This window comes from Aquabacterium sp. A08, assembly GCF_011742065.1.
The window spans coordinates 14,653-34,686 of sequence record NZ_JAAQQT010000705.1; the positions used below are offsets into that span (position 1 = coordinate 14,653).

The 20,034-nt window shown below is 70.0% G+C and carries 22 protein-coding genes; 11 read left to right on the forward strand and 11 right to left on the reverse strand.

Annotated elements, in window-relative coordinates; genetic code table 11:
* Window positions 1–57: 57 nt before the first annotated feature.
* From HA630_RS21635 to HA630_RS21660, 7 genes are all read left to right on the forward strand, one after another.
* A complete protein-coding gene (locus HA630_RS21635; RefSeq protein WP_166833790.1) occupies window positions 58–1,068 on the forward strand; it encodes a PQQ-dependent catabolism-associated beta-propeller protein in 1,011 nt (336 codons plus the stop codon).
* A complete protein-coding gene (locus tag HA630_RS22525) occupies window positions 1,065–2,264 on the forward strand; it encodes a branched-chain amino acid ABC transporter substrate-binding protein (RefSeq protein ID WP_243855396.1) in 1,200 nt (399 codons plus the stop codon). Before HA630_RS21635 ends, HA630_RS22525 begins: the two co-directional genes overlap by 4 nt.
* Window positions 2,246–3,103, forward strand: coding sequence for an ABC transporter permease (locus HA630_RS21640; protein ID WP_371809225.1), 858 nt, complete (start codon window positions 2,246–2,248; stop codon window positions 3,101–3,103). The genes HA630_RS22525 and HA630_RS21640 overlap by 19 nt, the downstream gene beginning before the upstream one ends.
* Before the next feature lie 64 nt (window positions 3,104–3,167).
* Entirely contained in the window at window positions 3,168–4,013 is an 846-nt protein-coding gene (locus HA630_RS21645) for a quinoprotein dehydrogenase-associated SoxYZ-like carrier (RefSeq protein WP_166833794.1), read from the forward strand.
* A complete protein-coding gene (locus tag HA630_RS21650) occupies window positions 4,010–5,104 on the forward strand; it encodes a quinoprotein relay system zinc metallohydrolase 1 (protein ID WP_166833796.1) in 1,095 nt (364 codons plus the stop codon). The genes HA630_RS21645 and HA630_RS21650 overlap by 4 nt, the downstream gene beginning before the upstream one ends.
* Window positions 5,105–5,364: 260 nt before the next feature.
* Window positions 5,365–7,056 carry a PQQ-dependent methanol/ethanol family dehydrogenase gene (locus HA630_RS21655; RefSeq protein ID WP_208300011.1) on the forward strand — a complete coding sequence of 564 codons (1,692 nt, stop codon included), beginning with the start codon at window positions 5,365–5,367 and terminating at the stop codon, window positions 7,054–7,056.
* Between the two features lie 113 nt (window positions 7,057–7,169).
* The gene (locus tag HA630_RS21660) at window positions 7,170–7,502 is read left to right on the forward strand and encodes a c-type cytochrome (RefSeq protein ID WP_166833798.1); all 333 of its coding nucleotides are present in this window, start codon (window positions 7,170–7,172) and stop codon (window positions 7,500–7,502) included.
* Between the two features lie 48 nt (window positions 7,503–7,550).
* Here HA630_RS21660 and HA630_RS21665 read toward each other — a convergent pair whose 3' ends face one another.
* From HA630_RS21665 to pqqA, 9 genes are all read right to left on the reverse strand, one after another.
* Window positions 7,551–8,312, reverse strand: a complete 762-nt coding sequence (locus tag HA630_RS21665) for a hypothetical protein (RefSeq protein ID WP_166833800.1) — start codon at window positions 8,310–8,312, stop codon at window positions 7,551–7,553.
* A gap of 3 nt (window positions 8,313–8,315) precedes the next feature.
* On the reverse strand, window positions 8,316–8,840 hold the full coding sequence (locus HA630_RS21670) for a hypothetical protein (RefSeq protein ID WP_166833802.1): 525 nt from the start codon (window positions 8,838–8,840) through the stop codon (window positions 8,316–8,318).
* A 13-nt stretch (window positions 8,841–8,853) separates the two neighbouring features.
* Entirely contained in the window at window positions 8,854–9,468 is a 615-nt protein-coding gene (locus HA630_RS21675; protein ID WP_166833804.1) for a hypothetical protein, read from the reverse strand.
* A gap of 3 nt (window positions 9,469–9,471) precedes the next feature.
* Window positions 9,472–10,248: a hypothetical protein gene (locus HA630_RS21680; RefSeq protein ID WP_243855397.1), complete on the reverse strand. Its 777-nt coding sequence runs from the start codon at window positions 10,246–10,248 to the stop codon at window positions 9,472–9,474.
* Window positions 10,249–10,282: 34 nt separating this feature from the next.
* Window positions 10,283–11,455: a pyrroloquinoline quinone biosynthesis protein PqqE gene (pqqE, locus tag HA630_RS21685; protein WP_166833805.1), complete on the reverse strand. Its 1,173-nt coding sequence runs from the start codon at window positions 11,453–11,455 to the stop codon at window positions 10,283–10,285.
* Window positions 11,439–11,750 carry a pyrroloquinoline quinone biosynthesis peptide chaperone PqqD gene (gene pqqD / locus HA630_RS21690; RefSeq protein ID WP_166833807.1) on the reverse strand — a complete coding sequence of 104 codons (312 nt, stop codon included), beginning with the start codon at window positions 11,748–11,750 and terminating at the stop codon, window positions 11,439–11,441. Before pqqD ends, pqqE begins: the two co-directional genes overlap by 17 nt.
* A complete protein-coding gene (pqqC, locus tag HA630_RS21695) occupies window positions 11,747–12,499 on the reverse strand; it encodes a pyrroloquinoline-quinone synthase PqqC (RefSeq protein WP_371809226.1) in 753 nt (250 codons plus the stop codon). The genes pqqD and pqqC overlap by 4 nt, the downstream gene beginning before the upstream one ends.
* Entirely contained in the window at window positions 12,496–13,413 is a 918-nt protein-coding gene (pqqB, locus tag HA630_RS21700) for a pyrroloquinoline quinone biosynthesis protein PqqB (protein ID WP_166833809.1), read from the reverse strand. Before pqqB ends, pqqC begins: the two co-directional genes overlap by 4 nt.
* A 92-nt stretch (window positions 13,414–13,505) precedes the next feature.
* On the reverse strand, window positions 13,506–13,580 hold the full coding sequence (pqqA, locus tag HA630_RS21705) for a pyrroloquinoline quinone precursor peptide PqqA (protein ID WP_084181563.1): 75 nt from the start codon (window positions 13,578–13,580) through the stop codon (window positions 13,506–13,508).
* A gap of 88 nt (window positions 13,581–13,668) precedes the next feature.
* Here pqqA and HA630_RS21710 point away from each other — a divergent pair, with 88 nt between their 5' ends.
* Both HA630_RS21710 and HA630_RS21715 read left to right on the forward strand, forming a co-directional pair.
* Window positions 13,669–14,706: an alpha/beta fold hydrolase gene (locus HA630_RS21710; RefSeq protein ID WP_166833811.1), complete on the forward strand. Its 1,038-nt coding sequence runs from the start codon at window positions 13,669–13,671 to the stop codon at window positions 14,704–14,706.
* Entirely contained in the window at window positions 14,703–15,728 is a 1,026-nt protein-coding gene (locus HA630_RS21715; RefSeq protein WP_166833813.1) for a hypothetical protein, read from the forward strand. The genes HA630_RS21710 and HA630_RS21715 overlap by 4 nt, the downstream gene beginning before the upstream one ends.
* Here the strand turns inward: HA630_RS21715 and HA630_RS21720 are convergent.
* Window positions 15,705–17,849, reverse strand: coding sequence for a sigma-54-dependent Fis family transcriptional regulator (locus HA630_RS21720; RefSeq protein WP_166833827.1), 2,145 nt, complete (start codon window positions 17,847–17,849; stop codon window positions 15,705–15,707). The genes HA630_RS21715 and HA630_RS21720 overlap by 24 nt on opposite strands.
* A 419-nt stretch (window positions 17,850–18,268) precedes the next feature.
* Between HA630_RS21720 and pedF the strand changes: the two genes are divergently transcribed.
* Window positions 18,269–18,760, forward strand: a complete 492-nt coding sequence (pedF, locus tag HA630_RS21725; protein ID WP_166833815.1) for a cytochrome c-550 PedF — start codon at window positions 18,269–18,271, stop codon at window positions 18,758–18,760.
* 73 nt (window positions 18,761–18,833) lie between these two features.
* A complete protein-coding gene (locus HA630_RS21730) occupies window positions 18,834–19,730 on the forward strand; it encodes an ABC transporter substrate-binding protein (protein ID WP_166833817.1) in 897 nt (298 codons plus the stop codon).
* 15 nt (window positions 19,731–19,745) lie between these two features.
* Here HA630_RS21730 and HA630_RS21735 read toward each other — a convergent pair.
* On the reverse strand, window positions 19,746–20,034 hold a 289-nt coding region (locus HA630_RS21735), incomplete at its 5' end, for a hypothetical protein (protein ID WP_166833819.1).

Genomic DNA, 20,034 nt, shown 5'->3' on the forward strand with positions numbered 1-20,034 from the left:
AAACTCTGCACCGTGTGACACTCGCACACGGCGATGCCAGAACACAGGAGACCACGAATGACTTTGACACCCCCCCGCACCCCTGCCCGCCCGCGTGCCCTGCGCGCCACCGCGTTGGGCCTGGCCCTGGCCGCCCTGCTGGGCGCCGGCTGGTCCACGGCACAAGCGCAGTCGGTGTACGTGTCCAGCGAAAAAGACAACAAAATCGTCGTGTTCGATGCCGCCGGCAAACAGACCGGCACCATCGACGTGTGCCAGCGCCCGCGCCACCTGATGGCCAGCCGCGACCAGACCAAGCTGTACGTGTGCTGCGGCGACAGCAACCAGCTGGGGGTGGTGGACCTGGCCAGCGGCAAAATGGTGGACACCGTGCCGCTGGGCGACAGCCCCGAAATTTTCGACCTGAGCCCGGACGGCAAGGTGGCCTACGTGTCCATTGAGGACGAAAACGTGATGGCCGCCTACGACCTGGCCAGCAAAAAGCCGCTGTTCCAGGTGAAAACCGGCGGCGAACCGGAGGGCATTCTGGTCACCAAGGACGGCAAGTTCGCCTACGTCACGTCCGAAGAGGCCAACCTGGTCCACCTGGTGGACCTGACGGGCAAGAAGGTGGTCAAGGACATCAAGGTCGGCAACCGGCCACGCCGCTTCGCCCTGTCGCCCGACGGCAAGGAGCTGTGGGTGACGAACGAACTCAGCGCCAACGTCAGCGTGCTCGACACCGCCACCCACCAGGTCAAGGCCACGGTGGCCTTCAACATCCAGGGCCTGCGCCAGCCCGACATCACCCCGGTGGGCGTGGTGATGACGCGCGATGGCAAGACCGCCTGGGTCAGCCTGGGCAAGGCCAACCACGTGGCCGAGGTGGACGTGGCGACCAAGCAGGTGCGGCGCACCGTGCTGGCCGGCAAGCGCGCCTGGGGCCTGGGCCTGAGCCCGGACGAACGCACCCTGTACGTGACCAACGGCCTGTCGGACGACATGACCCTGGTGGACACGCAACAGGCCAAGGCCGTGCGCACCGTGGCCGCCGGCCGCGTGCCGCACACCCCGCTGGTGCTGAAATGACGCGCACGCCCCGCCGCTTGCATTGGGGCGCCTGGGGCGTGGGGGCGGCGCTGCTGGCCGGTGCCGTCGCGCCCGCTCTGGCGGTGAGCACCCACACGGTGGCGGTGGTGTCGCTCGACGACGACCCCCGCCACCTGCCGCGCCGGCTGGAGCGCCGCTACCCCGGCCACCCCGGCGGCACGCTGCTGGCCGCCGCCCAGTTGGGCGCCAGCGACGCCGAGGTGGGCCTGCGCGCCGCCGACCTGCAGCTGAAGGTGCGCGAGGCCACCGCCCGCAACGCCGACGACCTGCCCCGGGTGCTGCAGCAGCTCAAGGCCGACATGGTGGCCTACTGGGTGTTGGACCTGCCCGAAGCCCAGACCGTGCAGGCGGCCAAGGCCGCCGGCGGGGCCGCCCTGCTGTTCAACGCCAGCGCCAGTGCCGACGGTCTGCGCGGGGCGCAGTGTGGGGCCACCCTGTTCCACACCTACCCCAGCCAGCACATGCTGCAAGACGCGCTGGCCCAGTACCTGGCCGCGCGCAACTGGCGCAACGCCCTGGTGCTGCAGGGCCCGGACCCGGACGACGTGGCCATGGGCCAGTCGTGGCAGCGCGCGGCCAAGCGCTACGGCGTCAAGGTGACGGCGACCAAACCGTTCAAGCTCTCGGGCGATCCGCGCGAGCGGGACCTGGCCAACCCGCGCCTGCTGACCAACGACCGCGGCCACGACGTGGTGGCGGTGATGGACGCCGACGGCGAATTCGCCCGCACCCTGCCCTACGCGACCCAGCAGCCGCGCCCGGTGGTCGGTGCCAACGGCCTGGTGCCGCTGGCCTGGCACCCGCAATGGGAGCGCAACGGCGGCCCGCAGGTGAACCGCCGCTTCCAGCGCAGCGCCGCGCGGCCCATGACCGGCCAGGACTGGGCCGCCTGGGTGGCCGTGAAGGCGGTGGCCGCGCTGCTGAGCGAGCACGCCAAAGCCCCCCTGGCCGAACAGGCCCGCCAGCTGCGCGCCGGCCAGGTGTTCGTGGACGGCGCCAAGGGCCCGCGCCTGTCGTTCCGCGCCTGGGACGGCCAGTTGCGCCAGCCCCTGTTCCTGAGCCACGTGGACGGCGTGGTCGGCACCGCGCCGCTGGACGGCGTGCTGCACCCCACCGAGGTGCTGGACACCCTGGGCGTGGACCAGAAGGAAACCGCGTGCAAAGCCCGTCCCTGAGCCCGACGCCAGGCGCGGCGCCCCCGGCCCCGCCGCTGGCGGTCCACCTGCTGCGCGCCCTGCGCGCGGTGGTGGGCCGCGAGCTGCACAAATTCCTGCGCCAGCCGGCGCGGCTGGCCTCGGCCCTGGTGCGGCCGCTGCTGTGGTTCGTGGTGTTCGCGGCTGGATTCCACAACGTGTTCGGCGTGGCCATCATCCCGCCGTACGAGACCTACATCGAATACAAGGTCTACATGGTGCCCGGCCTGCTGGGCATGATCGCGCTGTTCAACGGCATGCAAAGCTCGCTGTCGCTGGTGTACGACCGGGAAATGGGCATCATGCGGCTGCTGCTGACGGCGCCACTGGCGCGCGGCTGGCTGCTGGGCTTCAAGCTGCTGGCGGGCACCACGCTGTCGCTGGTGCAGATGGTGGTGTTCCTGGGCATCGCCTGGGCCTTCGGCGTCACCTTCCCGCCGCTGCACCTGCTGGCCGCGCTGCCGGTGATGGTGGGCGCCGCCGTGCTGCTGGCCTCGCTCGGTCTGATGCTGTCGGTGTACGTGCGCCAGCTAGAAAACTTCGCCGGCACGATGAACTTCGTCATTTTCCCGATGTTCTTCATCAGCCCGGCGCTGTACCCGCTGTGGAAGCTGGAGGAGGCCGGCGCGCTGTGGCTGCACACCCTGGCCCGCTACAACCCCTTCACCCACGCGGTGGAGGCCATGCGCTTTGCCCTGGAAGGGCAATGGAACGGGCCGGGTCTGGCGGTGCTGCTGGGCGGCACGCTGGTGTGTTTCGCACTGGCCCTGCGCGGCTACGACCCGCAACGCGGCTGGATCCGCCAGCGCGGCGCCCCCTGAAGCCGGGGCGGGCCGGCCCCGCCCCCTCAAGCATCTGAAACACAAATAAGCACAGGAGACGACGATGCCCCCCACCCCACCCCCCCACGGCCCCGACCGCCGCCGCTGGCTGCGCGACACCGCCTGGCGCCTGGGCGCCGTGGGTGCCGGCGGCCTGGGCTGGACCGCGCCGGCCCAGGCCCAGACCGACCACACCGGCGGCGACCCGCTCGGCTCCATGCAGTGGCCGGTGGTGAAACGCAAGTTCATGGGCGACGAACCGGCCCGCTTCAGCCCACTGGTGCAGATCAAGGGCCCGCCGTTTGCCGAAGACGCAATGAACGTGCCGGTGCTGCTGGACGCGCGCGCGCTGGCCCGCAGCGGCGCAGCCATCGACCGCATCGTGGTGGTGGCCGACCGCAACCCGGTGCAGCAGGTGCTGACCTTCGAGCCGCACCGGGCCCTGCCGGTGCTGGCCTTTCGCTTCCGGCTGGAGCAGGGTTCGCCCCTGCGCGCCCTGGTGCGCACCCGCGACGGCCAGTGGCACGTGGGCCAGACCTGGGTGAACGCGGCCGGCGGCGGCTGCACCGTGCCCGGCGCCACCCGCGCCGACGGCAGCTGGAGCCAGACCCTGAACCAGGTGCAGGCGCGTTTTTTCCGCAATGTCCTGGACGGCCAGGGCACCCGCCTGCGCCTGCGGGTGATGCACCCGATGGACACCGGCCTGGTGGCCGGCATCCCAGCCTTCCACATCGAGGAACTGGTGCTGCGCGACAGCGCCGACCAGGTCTGGTGGCGGCTGGAGCTGCACGAACCGGTGTCGGAAAACCCGCTCATCACCTTCGAGCTGGCACAGACGCCCCCCGGCACGCTGGTGCTGCAGGGGCGCGACAACAACGGCAACCGCATCCACCACGAGGTGACGGCATGAGGGCCACCGCACACGGCCCCGCAGGCCGCACAGTACCGCTGCCGCACCGCGCCACGGGCTGGCGCCCGACCGGCTGGGCCGCCGGGCTGGCCTGGGCCTGCACCGCCGGGCTGGCCTGGGCGCAGGCGCCGGCACCCACCCCGCCCCTCGCAGCGGCCACGGCCACTGTGGCCCAGCCCGACGCCACCCGGCTCGACCACGGCCTGCGCCCGCGCGCCATCGCCCCCAACACCTGGGTCATCGAAGGCGCGGTCGCCGACTTCGGCCGCGCCAACGGCTGCAACATCATCAACACCGGCTTCATCGCCACGCCGGCCGGGGTGATCGTGGTCAACACCGGGCCGGGGCGGCTGTACGGCGAACAGCAGCGCCAGGCGATCGCCCGCGTCACGCCGCTGCCGGTGGTGCGGGTGCTCAACCTCAACCTGCACCCCGACTATTTTTTTGGCAACCAGGCCTACGGCGACGTGCCGACCGAAGCCCTGCCCGGCAGCATCCGCGGCATGCGGGCCGAAGGCCAGGCCTACGAGGACAACCTGTTCCGCCTCTGCGGCGACTGGATGAAAGGCACCGAGTCCACCCCGGCGCGGCAGGCGCTGCAGCCGGGCGTGTTCGAGTGGGGCGGCCACCGGCTGGAACTGCTGCGCCTGAGCGGCCACACCGACGACGACCTGGTACTGATCGACCACAGCACCGGGGTGGTGTTTGCCGGCGGGCTGGTGTTTGCCGACCGGGTGCCGACCACGCCACACGCCCGCCTGGTCGACTGGCAGGCCAGCCTGGAACGCCTGCGCCAGCGCGCCAGCGCCCTGCCGCTGCGGGTGATGGTGCCCAGCCACGGCCCGGTGCACACCGACCTGCGCGGCCTGGAACAGACCCGGGACTGGCTGCAGTGGCTGGCACACACCCTGAGCGACAGCGCCCGCGCCGGCCTGGACCTGGGCGAGGTGCTGGCCTTGCCGATTCCCCCGCGTTTTGCCGGCTGGGCCGCGTTGCCGGCGGAGTACGTGCGCTCGGTCACCCACCTCTACCCCCAGCACGAACTGGCCGCCTTGCGCGGCCAGCCGGCCCCGGGTGTCACAGGGCGTTGATCCAAAGTGGAACACCCTGTGACAACCCGCGCGGGGGGCGTTGCAACACTGTCACCACCGCCGGGGTGACGGGGCCGCGGCGGCGCGCCAAAACCCCGGGTAAGCCCTAGGCCCGGGCTTGGCACGCAATTTGCCCCATGGTGCCCGACACGTGGCAGTGGCGCAGAGGGCGCCCCGGCCCAACGGTCAATCGACATCCATGCCCATCCACAGACAGCAGGAGACTGAACGTGAAAAGAAAACTTTTGAGCATTCTGGTGATGGCCGCGGCCGCCCAGGTCGGCGCCCAGGTCACCAACGACATGATCGCCAAAGACGCCACCACCACCGACAACGTGTTGAGCTGGGGTTTGGGCACGCAGGGTCAGCGCTTCTCGCCCCTGGCCGACATCAACGCCAAGACCATCAACCGCCTGGTGCCGGTGTGGTCCATGTCCTTCGGTGGTGAAAAGCAGCGCGGCCAGCAGTCGCAGCCCATCATCCACGATGGGGTGATGTACGTCACCGCCTCCTACTCGCGCATCTACGCGGTCGACACCAAGACCGGCAAGAAGCTGTGGAAGTACGAGCACCGCCTGCCCGAGGGCATCATGCCCTGCTGCGACGTGATCAACCGCGGCGCCGCCATCCACGGCGACCTGGTGATCTTCGGCACCCTGGACGCCCAGCTGGTGGCCCTGAACCGCAAGACCGGCCGCGTGGCCTGGCGCGAAAAAATCGACGACTACGCCGCCGGCTACAGCTACACCGCGGCCCCGCTGATCGCCGAAGGCCTGCTGCTGACCGGCGTGTCCGGCGGCGAGTTCGGCGTGATCGGCCGCGTGGAAGCGCGCGATCCGCAAACCGGCAAGATGGTCTGGACCCGCCCGGTGGTCGAAGGCCACATGGGCTACAAGGACGGCAAGGAAAACGGCATCACCGGCACCACCAACGCCACCTGGCCGGGCGACACCTGGAAAACCGGCGGCGCGGCCACCTGGCTGGGCGGCACCTACGACCCGAAAACCGGCCTGGCCTACTTCGGCACCGGCAACCCGGGCCCCTGGAACAGCCACGTGCGCAAGGGCGACAACCTGTACTCGGCCTCCACCGTCGCCATCGACGTGAAGTCCGGCCAGATCAAGTGGCACTACCAGAACACCCCCAACGACGGCTGGGACTACGACGGGGTCAACGAGTTCGTGACCTTTGACATGGACGGCAAGCGCGTCGGCGGCAAGGCCGACCGCAACGGCTTCTTCTACGTCAACGACGCGGCCACCGGCAAACTGGTCAACGCCTTCCCCTTCGTCACCAAGACGACCTGGGCCACCGGCATCGACCTGAAGACCGGCCGCCCCAACTTCGACCCGGACAACCGCCCGGGCGACCCGACCGCCGCCGGCGGCGACGGCTCCAAGGGCAAGGCCGTGTTCTCGGCCCCGGGCTTCCTGGGCGGCAAGAACCAGATGCCCATGGCCTACAGCCCCAAGACCGGCCTGTTCTACGTGCCCACCAACGAGTGGGGCATGGAGATCTGGAACGAGCCCATCACCTACAAGAAGGGCGCGGCCTTCCTGGGCGCCGGCTTCACCATCAAGCCGCTGTACGACGACTACATCGGCTCGCTGCGCGCGGTCAACCCCAAGACCGGCAAGATCGAATGGGAAGTCAAGAACGAAGCCCCGCTGTGGGGCGGCGTGCTGACCACCGGCGGCGACCTGGTCTTCTGGGGCACCCCGGAAGGCTACCTGAAGGCCGCCGACGCCAAGACCGGCAAGATCGTGTGGCAGTTCCAGACCGGCTCCGGCGTGGTGGCCCCGCCTGTGACCTGGAAACAGGACGGCGAGCAGTACATCACCGTCGTCTCCGGTTGGGGTGGCGCGGTGCCGCTGTGGGGCGGTGAGGTCGCCAAGAAGGTCAACTTCCTGGAGCAAGGCGGCTCCGTGTGGACCTTCAAGCTGATGAAGTGATGTGAACGTCTCCGTGCCGGGGTGCGACGTCCGGCACGGACCTTGACGGCACCGCAGACTGCTGTGGTTTGGTCTGCGGTGCCTTTTTTGTTTCCGAATTTCGAGTTGTCCCGATGAACACCTTGTTGACCGCCGCCGCGGCCCTGGCCTTGAGCGCCGCCCTCGCCCCTGCCCACGCCAGCCTCGACCTGAACAAGGCCACCGAACTGGCCAAGGCCAGCGGCTGCTATTCCTGCCACGCCCCGGACGAAAAAATCGTCGGGCCCTCGTTCAAATCCATTGCCAACAAGTACGCCGGCGAGGCCGACGCCGCCGCCACCCTGGCGCAGTCGGTGCAAAACGGCTCGCGCGGCAAATGGGGCCGTGTGCCCATGCCGCCGCACGGCAGCCTGAGCCCGGCCGACCTGAAGCTGCTGGGCGGCTGGGTGCTGACCTTCAAGGACTGAACCCAGACCCCATGGCACCCGGCCTGGGGCAGGCCGGTGCCCGGTGGGTCAGCGCAGCAGTTCCGCGCTGACCACGCCCCCGATGAAGAAGCCGGCCGGCACCACCTCGCGCCGCTCCCACTTCACCAGCCCCACCCCACGGCAGTACCACTCGCGCCCGGTGAGGGGCACATCGCTGAACCCGTTGACCGGGTCGGTGTAGAGGTTGAGCTGCCCCACCCCTTCCACCCGCAGACAGGGCTGGAAACGCCCCGCCGGGGTGTCCACCGCATCGTCCACCGCCGCGATGCGCCATTGCATGTTCAGCCGGTGGGTGTGGCGCAGTTCGCGCGGGTATTCGTTGCGGCGCTCCAGCAGGTAGGGCACGGTGGGGCTGCTCCATTCGGTGCCCACCGCGTAGGGGGCCTTGAGCACCCAGCGCGGCGGGTCGTCGGCCTGGGGCTGGTCGTCGACCTCGGCGCGCACCGCCACGCGCTGCACGCCGGCGTCGCTGGCTTTCAGGTAAAACTCCACCCCGGCCGAATGGTGGCGCACCGCCACCGGGGCGTCGTCCCAGGTGGCGGTGCCGCGCACGGTCTGGGTCCAGACCTCGTCGCGGACCACGCCGTCCACCTCGTAACGCACCTGATAGGTCTGGTGGTGGCCGGCGTCCAGCGGGAACCAGCCGTCGCCCGGGGTCGGCCCGCACGCCGACAGGCCCAGGCCGGCGCCAACGGCCAGCAGCGCCGCGACGCGCCCTGGCGCCCGCCTGTCAGGGGCGAAGGGGCCAGAACCGCGAACGGCAGGCGTTGCAGGGTGGAAGGTACGCATGGCTCACTTCTCCGGCAGTTGGGCGCGGGGCACGTCGCTGAGGCGGATCTCCAGGTCCTGGTTGCCCGCCGGGCGCAGCCAGGTGGACCCGGACGGGCCGCGCCGCGGCGTGGTGGTGCCCATTTGCGCGTTGCCGTCGCGGGCCTTTTTCAGCCCGTCCTCCAAAATACCGCGCAGGTCCTTCTGGTAGGCCAAGCGGTAGGCGCGCGGCATCTCGACCAGCTTGCCGCCCTCCACCGGGTGCACCCACAGGAAGATGGCGCCGTCGTGGCCCCTGGCGGGCACCGGCTCGTCGAACACCGCGGACAGGAACACGAACTTGGGGGGCAAGCGGTCCACGCTGGGCCAGCCCGACACGCCGGTGAAGGTCTGCTGCGCCAGCACATAGAAGCCGCTGACCAGCGCAATGCCCGCCAGCTTGACCCAGACCGGCCAGCGCGTGGCCAGACAGAGCACGAGCAACAGAAACGCCAACAGGGCGTACAACACGCCCAGGATGAGCAGTTGCGAGGAAACGGCGGGGATCATCGGTGCGTCCTTGTCATTTCAGGCCCACGGTGTCGACCAGGGTGTAGGGTTCGGTGCTCAGGCCTTCGACGCCCCCGGCCTCGTTCAGGGTGAAGCGTACCAGCGTGCGCTCCTGGCCTTTGGCGCCGATGCGCGTCTGGCCGGTGTAGAGGATGTCGGCCTGCGGGTTGACCTTGACCACCGCCACCGACACGTCCACCGGCTGCTGGTCGCGGCTGTCGTAGTAGTGGGCGTTGACCACGTACTCGCCCGGCATCAAGCCGCGCAGGGTGGCGATCTCCTGGCGGATGGGGTTGGTGATTTCGCGCCCGTTGACGATGACGGTGTTGTTCTTGGCGCCGCGGTCGTCGCGGTCCAGGTGCATCAGGCCGGCGTCGCGCTGGCGGAACCACAGCACGTTGCCCTGCGGGTCGCGCACCCAGGTGTCCACGTCGTTGGGGTTGTTGTCGGGCCAGGACACGGTGATGATGAACTCGGCCTTGGCCGGGATGTCGCCTTTTTTGCGCGCTTGGGGGTTGAAGGCCAGCATCGCGATCACGAAACAGAACACGAACGCGATCAGGATGTTGAACAGCATGTCGTAGAACGGGTCGGCCTCGGTGTCGCGGGCCGGTCTGCCGATCGCCATGCCTCAGCCTCCGCGCTGGCGTTCGCCCAGGGCCAGGATGTCGGCCACCAAAGCGTCGGCGTGGCGGTCCAGGCGCATCAGTTGCAACCCCAGCAGGATGTTGCCGGCCAGGCCGGTCATGGTGGTCAGCAGGGCAATGCCCAGGCCACCGGTCAGGCTCTTGAGCAGCTGCGCCGACTGGCTCGGGTCGAAGCTCTGCATCTGCCCCAACTCCAGCGCCAGCACCGAAAACCCGATCACCTTGCCCAGCAAGCCCAGCTTGAGCTGGATGCCGTTGAACCACCAGGCCATCTCGTGCGGGCCGTGGCTGGCTTCGGTGAGCAGATCGCGCGCCACGCCCACGTCGGTGCCGCGCTGGCGCACCGCCTCCAGGTAGGCATGGGCCCAGCGCCGGTCGATCGGGGCACCGGTCTGCCCCACCCGGCCGGCCACCCCATCCGCAGGGCACAGGGCAGCGGCATCCACGGCAGTGTCACCCGCGGCCGGCCAAGGCGCCGGCCAGGCCAGCAAGGCCTCGCGCTGGCGCCCCAGGTGCCAGGCGCGCACGCCCACCCAGCCGGTGCAGGCGGCAAACAGCAGCACGATCACCAGGGTCAGGCCAGTCGGGTCGGCCTGCAGCAGCATGGCCCACACGCCGCGTTGGTACAACAGCCAGGCACCGGCCAGCAACAGGCCGGCGTGCGCCGCCCACAGCAAAAACAGCCCTTGCGGGCCTTGCTCCAGCGCCAGCGCCGGGCGCTGGAACCACGGCAGGCGCCGCACCAGGGAGGCGCCGAACATGGCATGGTGGACCTGGCTGACGCGACCCATGCCGTCAGCCCCTGGCGCCGCAGCCACCGGGCACGGCCCCGGCCTGCGACAGGGCGCGCGCCTCGGTGTCGTTGCGGAACACAATCGGCTGCGTGGGCACGGCCGAGGCGTTGCGCACGATCCGCACCACTTTCTCGTGGTCCGGCGACTTGCCGCACACCGGGTCGGCCGCGGCCGCGTCGCCGGCCAGCAGGTAGGCCTGGCAGCGGCAGCCACCAAAATCCTTTTCTTTCTCGTCGCAGCTGCGGCAGGGCTCTTGCATCCAGTCGTAGCCGCGGAAGCGGTTGAAGGCGCCGCTGCCGTGCCAGATGTCGTGCAGGGGCAGGTCGCGCACGTTGGGCAGTTGCAGCCCGGGCAGGTTGCCGGCGTTGTGGCAGGGCATGGCGGTGCCGTCGGGCGCGATGGACAGGAACACCTTGCCCCAGCCGTTCATGCAGGCCTTGGGGCGCTCCTCGAAGTAGTCGGGCACCACGAACAGCACCCGGCAACGGTTGCCGATCTCCGCACGGTAGCGGTTGACCACCGCCTCGGCCTCGACCAGTTGTTCGCGCGTGGGCAGCAGGTGCTGGCGGTTCTGCAGCGCCCAGCCGTAGTACTGGGTGTTGGCCAGTTCCAGGTACTCGGCGCCCAGGTCCAGCGCCATGTCGATGATCTTGCCGACGTGCGGCAGGTTGTGCCGGTGCAGCACGCAGTTCATCACCATGGGCCAGTCGTAGGCCTTGATGAGTGCGGCCACCTTCTTCTTGAGCTCGAAGGTCTTGGTGTGGCTCAGGAAGTCGTTGAGTTCGCGGGTGGAGTCCTGGAAGGAGAGCTGGATGTGGTCCAGCCCGGCCTCCTTCAGGCGGCGGGCGCGGCTGTCGTTGAGGCCGACACCGGAGGTGATGAGGTTGGTGTAGAAGCCCAGGCGGTGGGCCTCGGCCACCAGTTCTTCCAGGTCGTCGCGCACCAGCGGCTCGCCGCCCGAAAAGCCCAGTTGCGCCGCGCCCATGGCGCGGGCCTGGCGCAGCACGTCCACCCACTCGGCGGTGGTCAGTTCGCGGTCGTAGCGCGGGTAGTCGGTGGGGTTGTAGCAGAACACGCAGTGCAGCGGGCACTTGTAGGTCAACTCGGCCAACAGCCACAGGGGCGGGCCGGCCGGGGGCGGCGCGGCGGGGGCAGTGTCAGTCGATCCAGCCACGGCGCTGCCCCTCCTGCACCAGGGCCGCGACCTGCTCGCGGATGCCCTGCACGTTGAACAAGGCCTGCAGTTCGGCCACGATGTCGTCGAAGTGGCGCTGCCCGTCGCAGCGGCGCAGGATTTCGGCGGCGCTGGCGTTGAGCTGCACCATGCCCTCGGGGTAGAGCAGCACCCAGGCTTCTTGCGCGGTTTCGTACTGCAGCCGGAACAGGCGCGAGAGTTTCGGGTGATCCGGCACGGCGCTGGGCACGGCCGCAGCGGCGCTGGCGGGCGCGGAGGGGGTCGCGTCGCTCATGGCTGGCAGGCCTTTTCGATGGCGTCAAGCATGCTCCAGAGCACGTCGAGCTTGAATTGCAGAATGTCCAGCGCACGCTGCTGCGCGGCGCGGGTGGTGAAATGGTCCAGCGTGACCTGCAGGCCGTGCTCCACGTCGCGGCTGGCCAGCGGGATGCGGCTGCGGAAGTACTGCAGGCCGTCGGCGTCGATCCACGGGTAGTGGCCGGGCCAGGTGGCCAGCCGGTCTTTGTGGATCTGCGGCGCGAACATCTCGGTCAGCGAGGAACACACCGCCTCCTGCCAGGGCGAATCCGCGGCGAAGTGCACATAGGCGTCACAGGCGAAGCGCACGCCGGGGGCCACGCGCTGCAGCGACCACAGTTCCTCGCGCGGGATGCCCACGGCCTCGCCCAGGCGGGTCCAGGCCTCGATGCCACCGGCGGCCGAGCCTTCATAGTCGCCGTAACCGTCGTGGTCCAGGATGCGCTCGATCCATTTCCGGCGGTGCTCGCGGTCGGGCATGTTGGCCAGGATGGCGGCGTCTTTGCGCGGGATGCAGATCTGGTAATAAAAGCGGTTGGCCACCCAGGCGCGGATTTCGTCGGGGCTGCACTGGCCGCCGTTCAGGCGCACGTTGAAGGGGTGGTGGATGTGGTAACCGGCGCCTTTGGCGCGCAACTGGCGTTCGAACTCGGCGCGGTCCCAGGCCGGGGCTTGCAGGTCGGCGGCGCTGGGCACGCGCAGGGAGGGGGTCAGGGCGGTGCTCACAGGGTGATCTCCAGGCCGTCGAACGCCACTTCAATGCCGTGCGCCGACAGCTCGGCGCGCTCGGCCGAGTCTTCGCGCAGGATGGGGTTGGTGTTGTTGATGTGGATCAGCACCTTGCGGGTGCTGGCCGGCAGGGCGTCGAGCACCTCGATCATGCCGCCGGGGCCGCTCTGCGGCAGGTGGCCCATGACGGCGGCGGGCTTTTTCGACAGGCCCAGGCGGATCATCTCGTCCTCGGTCCAGAAGGTGCCGTCCACCAGCACCACGTCGGCACTGGCCATGGCGGCCTGCACCTGGGGCTCGATCTGGCCCAGGCCGGGGGCGTAGAACAGGCGCCGGCCGTTGCTGCGGTTGACGAACAGCAGGCCGATGTTGTCGCCCACGCGCGGTTTGCCGCGGAAGGGCGAGTACGGCGGCGGCTGGCTGGTCAGGGGCACGGGCAGCACGTCCACCCCACCCAGGAAAGGCAGGTCCAACGGGGTGCCGTTGAGGGCGATGGGCCGGGTGTCCAGGCCGCAGTAAAAGGACAGCATGCGGGTCAGCGGGAAGCCGTCGCCCAAATCGCTCAGCACCTCGGGCGTGGCGTACAGGGGCAGCGGGGTGCCGCGTTCACGCAGCATCAGCAAACCGGTGGTGTGGTCGATCTGCGCGTCGATCAGCAGCACGGCGGCGATGCCGCTGTCGCGCACCTGGCGCGCGGGCTGCAGCTCGGGGTGTTCGCGGACTTGCTGCAGCACCTCGGGCGAGGCGTTGACCAGCAGCCAGTCCACCCCGTTGACGCTGACCGCCACCGACGACTGGGTACGCGCCCGGGCCTGGATGGTGCCGGCGCGCAGGCCCGCACAGTTGGGACAATTGCAGTTCCACTGGGGGAAGCCCCCGCCGGCCGACGAGCCCAGAACCTTCAAACGCATGGATCACACCCTCGAAAAAAACAGGCGCACCCGGCTCAACGCCGCATGCGCCTGACCGGAACCGGGTCCGCGCGGGCGCGGACCTCAGGCCCTCAGCGGTTGGCGATGTACATCGTGATTTCGAAACCGAAACGCAGGTCGGTGAAGCTCGGGGCGGTCCATTGCATGGGGTATCTCCTGTGTGGTTGGGGTGGTAAGCTGGCACACAACCGGCACCAGCTTGCGTTCCATCATGCAATATAAATGCCACAACGTGTGACCCCACCCCCCCGGATTTACCCTAGACCCCCGGACCTCTGGCACCTGCCCCTGGGCGCGGGGCGCCGCATGGCCTACCGCGTGCTGGGGCGGCCCGACGCCGCGCCCTGGCTGGTGCTGCACGGCGGCCCGGGCAGCGGCGGCAACCCGGGTTTGTGGCAGCCGTTCGACCTGTCGCGCCAGCGGGTGGTGGTGCCCGACCAGCGCGGCAGCGGCCGCTCGACCCCGCGCGGCGACACCCGCGGCCACACGCTGGACGCCCTGGTGCGTGACCTGGAAACCCTGCGCCGGCACCTGCGGGTGGAGCGCTGGCGCGTGCTGGGGGGGTCGTGGGGCGCGACACTGGCGGTGCACTACGCCGCGCAGCACCCCGACGCGGTGGAGCGGCTGGTGCTGCGGGGCGCGTTCGACGCCCGCCCGCGCACGGTGCAGCGCCTGTTCCTGCGCTTCGGGTCCCCGCAGTGGGGGCCGCGCGGCCAGTGGGGCAGCCGGCCGGTGTTGCACCGGCTGTCACAACTGCTCCAGGCTGGAACACTGGGTGTGACACAACAACGCGCCCTGACACACTGGCACCGGCTGGAACTGGCGGCCGCCTGGCACGGCGTGCGGCGGGCGCAGCGCCACGCGCCGGCCGGGCCATTGCGGGTGGCGCTGCAGGCACACCGCCGCGGCTTGCAGCGCGCGGCCCGCCGGGCCAGTGGCCTGCCCTTGCCGCCCCGCGTCTTGCAGGCCGCCTGGCAAAAATTCCGGGTACAGGCGCACGTGCTGGCACGGGGTGGCGGCTGGCGCGCCGGGTCCTGGTCGGCGCAGGTGGCCCGCATCGCCCGCGCCGGCATCCCCTGCGACTGGGTGCACGGCCGCTGCGACACGGTGTGCGCGCCCCAGACCAGCCTGGACGCCTGGCAGTGGCAGAACCGGCTGCGCCCCGGCGTGGCACGGCTGCACCCGACCCACGCGGGCCACCTGGGCACCGACCCGGACAACGCCCGCGCCCTGCGCAACTGTGTGAGCCGGCCCACGCCGGCGGTGGCATGACGCCCCACCACCGCACCGGCTGGCGTGCCGTGAACGCAGCCTGGTTCGCTGGCTGGCTGGCCTGGGCGATGACCGGCCTGGCCCAGGCCACATCACCCACACCACCGAACGACTGTGCCCATGCGCCGCCGCTGCGGCCCGTGGCCCCGGGGGTATGGGTGTGGGAAGGCCAGGTGGCCGAGGTGGCCCCCTCGAACGGGGGACATGTGGTCAGCAACGTGGTGCTGGCCCACCCCACGCGGCCGTCAGAGGCGCCGGTGACGGTGCTGGACCCCGGTCCCAGCCACCGCCACGGGCTGGCCTTGGACCGGGCGGTGCGCTGTCAGTTGGGCGCGCCGGTGGCGCGGGTCATCCACAGCCACGGCCACGCCGAAAACGTGCTGGGCAGCAGCGCGTTCGCGGCCGCGGCCCTGCTGGCCACCGACACGACCCGCGCCACCATGGCCCAGCGCTGCCCCGACTGCCTGGCACACCTGACGCACACCGCCGGGCCCGAGGCGCTGGCCGGCACCCGCATCGTGCTGCCCACCCAGCCGCTGGTGGCGCCACACACCCTGCGGCTGACCGACCGCGTGTGGCACACCCTGGAATGGCGCAACGCCCACACCCAGAGCGACCTGGTGCTGTGGCAGCCCGACACCCGCGTGCTGCTGGCCGCGGGGCTGGTGTACCCGGAACGCCTGCCGGAACTGGCCCAGGGCACGGTCCAAGGCTGGCTGGCCGCGCTGGACGGGCTGGCCGCGTTACGCCCCCGGGTGGTGGTGGGCCAGCAGGTGGGCGGCGCACTGGCGCTGCACCGCACCCGCCAGTACCTGTGCGACCTGACGCGGGCGGTCTGGTCGGCCATGGACAGTGGTGCCTCGGCCAGCGACGCCGAAGCCTTGGCCCTGCCCGCCTACGCCCACTGGGTGGGCTACGCCGAGCGTCAGGGCTTCAACGCACAGCGGGCCTGGCGCGAACTGGAGCCGTGGTGGATCGAAGGCCGCCGGCCCCGCTGTTCAGGCCCAGACGTCGGGCGGTAGCAGGTCTTTCTTGCGGTAGATGGTGTTGCGCGACACACCCAGCGCCTTGGCCGCCGCCGACACGTTGCCACGGCAACGGCGCAGGGCATCGGCCATGGCCTGCAGGGTCATGTCTTCCAGCTTGTGGGCGTCGGGCCGGGCCGGAGCTGCCGCCAGGGGGGGCGCCGGCTGGCCAACCATCGGGACGCTCGGGAACGGGGGCAGGCCCGTGGCCATGGTCGGCGGCATCGCCTGGGCGACCAGGGACGGCACCTCGGCCACGGCCACACCGGCCGCAGCCGGTGCCAACGCCTCGTCCATCACCTCGTCCAGAAAATCGTCGGGCAGGTGCGACACCTCGATCCGCCCCTCGCAGCCCACCATGGCCACCGCGGTGCGCATCAGGTTGTGCAACTGGCGGAAATTGCCGGGCCAGGGGTAGCGCTTGAACAGCGCCATCACCTCGGGCGCAATGTCGATCTGGTTGCCCCGTTCGCACAGGCTGGCCAGGATCTTGCGCGCCACCACCTCGAAATCGGTGCGGTTGCGCAGCGCCGGCAGCCGCACCACCAGGCCGTTGAGGCGGTAGTACAGGTCTTCGCGGAACTGGCCGCGTGCGATCAGTTCTTTGAGGTTGCGGTTCGTGGCGCAGATGATGGTCAGGTCGACCTCGTACTCCTTGTTGGAGCCGAGCGGGTTGACGCGGCGCTCCTGCAGCACGCGCAGCAGCCGCGCCTGCAACTGGGTCGGCATGTCGCCGATTTCGTCGAGGAACAGCGTGCCGCCGTTGGCCTGCTGGATCTTGCCCAGCGAGCCCTTGCGCCGGGCGCCGGTGAAGGCGCCCTCCTCGTAGCCGAACAGCTCCGACTCGATCAGGGTTTCCGGGATCGAGGCGCAGTTCACCGACACGAACGGCCGCTCCGCGCGTTCGCTGTCGTTGTGGATGGCCTGGGCCAGGATGTCTTTGCCAGTGCCGGTTTCGCCCAGGATCATGATCGGGATGTCGCGCCCCTGCACCAGCTGCAGCTTGCGCAGCACGGCCGACACCTGGGGGTCGCCGGTGTCCAAGTAGTGCAGGCCCGACAGTCCGGCGCGGGCCGCCAGCCGGCCCACCGGGGTCGAGGGCACAGACGTCGCCGCCCCGACCACGCCAGGCTTTTCCCAGCGCCGCGGGGTGCCGCGCACCTCTTCCACCTCGGACACCGGCGGGGCCGCCACCGCGGGCATGGCGGGCATCAGCCACTGGTTCACCTGGCGCAGGCGCGCCTGGCACCACACCGACACGCCATTGTGCAGGCACAGCAACACCGGTTTGCCGGCGGAGCCGCGCAGGCGGTCGAAAAACTGCGAGATCGCTTGGCCGAACAACGAGGAAAAGGTGTGCGCCCGCAGGCTGTTGACCGAATGCCCCAGCTGGAACTGCGCGCTGCGGTTGGCCGACAGAAAACGGCCGTCCTGGCTGAACACCACGATGCCTTCGACCAGGGTGCCCAGGAACTCGGGCCGCGAGTGGAAATGGATGCGCACCGCGTCGGGGAACACGTTGCCGAACATCTGGTTCTCGATCATCTGCGCCGACATGCGCACCAGCGCCATGGTGTGGTGGTGGTAGCTGCGCTCGTCGCCGGTCACGTCCAGCGCCCCCACCACCTTGCCGTGCGGATCGAAAATGGGCGTGCAGGAACAGGCCAGGAACTGGTTGGCGAACAGGTAGTGGTCGCGCCCGTGGACGACGATGGGTTGCTCTTCGGCCAGCGCGGTGCCCACTGCGTTGGTGCCTTTGCTCTTTTCCGACCAGTCCACCCCCGGCATCAGCGCCACCTGGGCGGCCTTCTCCAGAAAGTCGCTGTCGCCCAGCGAATGCAGGATCAGCCCGCTGCTATCGGTCAGCGCCACCATGCTGTGGGTGTTGGCGATCTGCTCGTACAGGGTCTCCATCACCGGCGCGGCGTGCTGGTACAAAAAGCGGTTGGCCTCCAGCGCCTCGTGAAAAGCGGTCTTGGGCAGTCCGCTGAAGTCGGGGCGGTCGGTCGTGTCCAGCCCGAAACCGCGGCTGCGCAGGTGGGCTTCGCCTATCACCGCCTGGTGTTTCGGGTTGCTGGGCAGGTACGCCACCCCACCCGGACCGGGGTCGGCCAGCATCTGGGACTGCGTCGAAGGCATGTGATCGTCTCCTGTGGGCCCGGGCAACCACCCCCAGTCGCCGGCCACTGCTGCATCGAATCCGCCATCGGGGGCTGTGGCCCCGCCACGTGGCGGTTCGTTGGTGTCGTTTACATGCGTCATATTGTCGTTTTGTTCGTGTGGGCGAACAAGCCATGCAAAGACTTCGCCAGTGCAGGAAAACCCTCGATTTCGCGCAATTGCCCCCGCCTGGTACACCCACCCCCACCGACACCGTGCCCGGCGGCCCCAAAGTGTTCCACATTGCAACATCGCGTTGCCTGCCGGAGCACCGGCGTGACACTGCCGGGCGCAAAGCGGCCGGTGCCCAGGGGTCGGCGGCGGTGGCACGCATATTGCCGTGTCCCTGGCCATACCAAACCAGGAGACCTCCGACCATGCAAACCACACGCACCTTCCGCCCCGCCCTGCGCCGCGCCGCCACCGCACTGACCCTGGCCCTGGCCGCCAGCGGGGTGTGGGCCCACGGCGACGTCGTGCCCCAAGCCGTGGACACCAGCAGCCTGCCGCAACTGGGCCCCAAGTGGCTGGAAAGCAACCCCTACAGCAGCGGCCCCGCGCAGAAAGAGGCGCTGCGCATCGGCACCTCGGCCTACAACCAGAACTGCGCCCGCTGCCACGGGCTGGAGGCGATCTCGGGTGGCATCGCGCCGGACCTGCGCAAGTTCGACGCCGATTGCACCGACCTGGCCGACGCCGCCAAGAAGGACGCCTGCTTCAAGGAAATGGACGACTTCTACATGGCCACCGTGCGCCGGGGCCGCACCCGCGACGGCCGCGTCTACATGCCCCCGTTTGAAGGCACACTGAGCCAGGAAGCGATCTGGGCCATCCGGACCTACCTGGAAACCCGCCGCACCAACGAATGACCCCCCGGGGCTTCAGGCCCCTGGGCGCCACCACAGGCGCCCGCGCATTGCCACAACGACAAAGGAGACACGCATGACCCGCCCCCCCCTGTTCGACGCGCCCCCTCACACCGCCCTGTCGCGCCGCCGCCTGCTGGCTGCCGTGCCCGCGGCCCTGGCCACCGGCTGGCTGCCGGCCCACGCCACCGAACTGCAGGACCTGGACAAGGTCCGCGCCAGCGGCACCCTGAAGGTGGCCGTTTACAAGGACAACGCCCCCTACTCCGGCGGCCCCGGCAACGACGTGCAAGGCCTGGACGTGAGCCTGGCGCGCGGCCTGGCGCGCGAACTCAACCTGCAGCTCAGCCTGCTGCCCTTCGACGCGGGCGAGAAGATGAACGACGACCTGCGCAACATGGTCTGGCGCGGGCACTACCTGGGCTACGGCCCGGCCGACGTGATGCTGCACGTGCCGGTGGACAAGTACCTGATGGCGCAAAACCGCCAGACGCTGATCTTCGCCCCCTACGCGCGCGAGGTGCTGACGGTGTTCCACCGGCTCGACCGGCTGTCGGGCATCCGCAGCGGCGACGACCTGCACAACCAGACCCTGGGCGCCGAGCGCGGCAGCGGTGCGGCCAGCATCCTCATGGGCTACCGCGGCGGCATGCTGCGCGACCAAGTGCGCATTTACCCCAGCGGCACCGAGGCGGCGCAAGCCGTGCTCCAGGGCGAGGTGACCGCCGCCTACGTGACCCGGGCCCAGGCCGAAGCGGCGATGTTTGCCGCGCGGGTGGACCGCACGCCCTACGGCCTGACCGAGCTGGGCCTGCCCGGCCTGGCCGACAACGGCTGGCCGATCGGCATGGCGGTCAAAAGCGAGCACAAGGCCCTGGCCCTGGCGCTGGAGGCCGCGTTGCAGCGCCTGCGCGACAAGGGCGAGCTGCTGGCCATGTTCCGCGAACACGGCCTGACCATGGTCGCCCCCTGAGTCATCCGGCGGGGCTCAGCCCCCGCCGCGCTGCATGTAGAGGTCGAAGCGCTTCATGAAGGTGAAGCGCGCCTCGGCCGTCAGGCCGTGAAAGTCGAAGCGCACCTCCAGCCGGGGCATGCGCATCAGGGCGATGACCCGGGGCGGCAGCACCGCCCAGCGCAGGTGCAGGCCGCCGTCCCCCAGCGTCACCCGGGCCTCGCTCGGCCCCAGCGTCCACGGGTGTGGCCCCACGGCCTCGGGCAACCACCCCAGCCATTCCTGGGGGGTGCAACCCATGTCGCGCACAAACGATTCGGCGTAG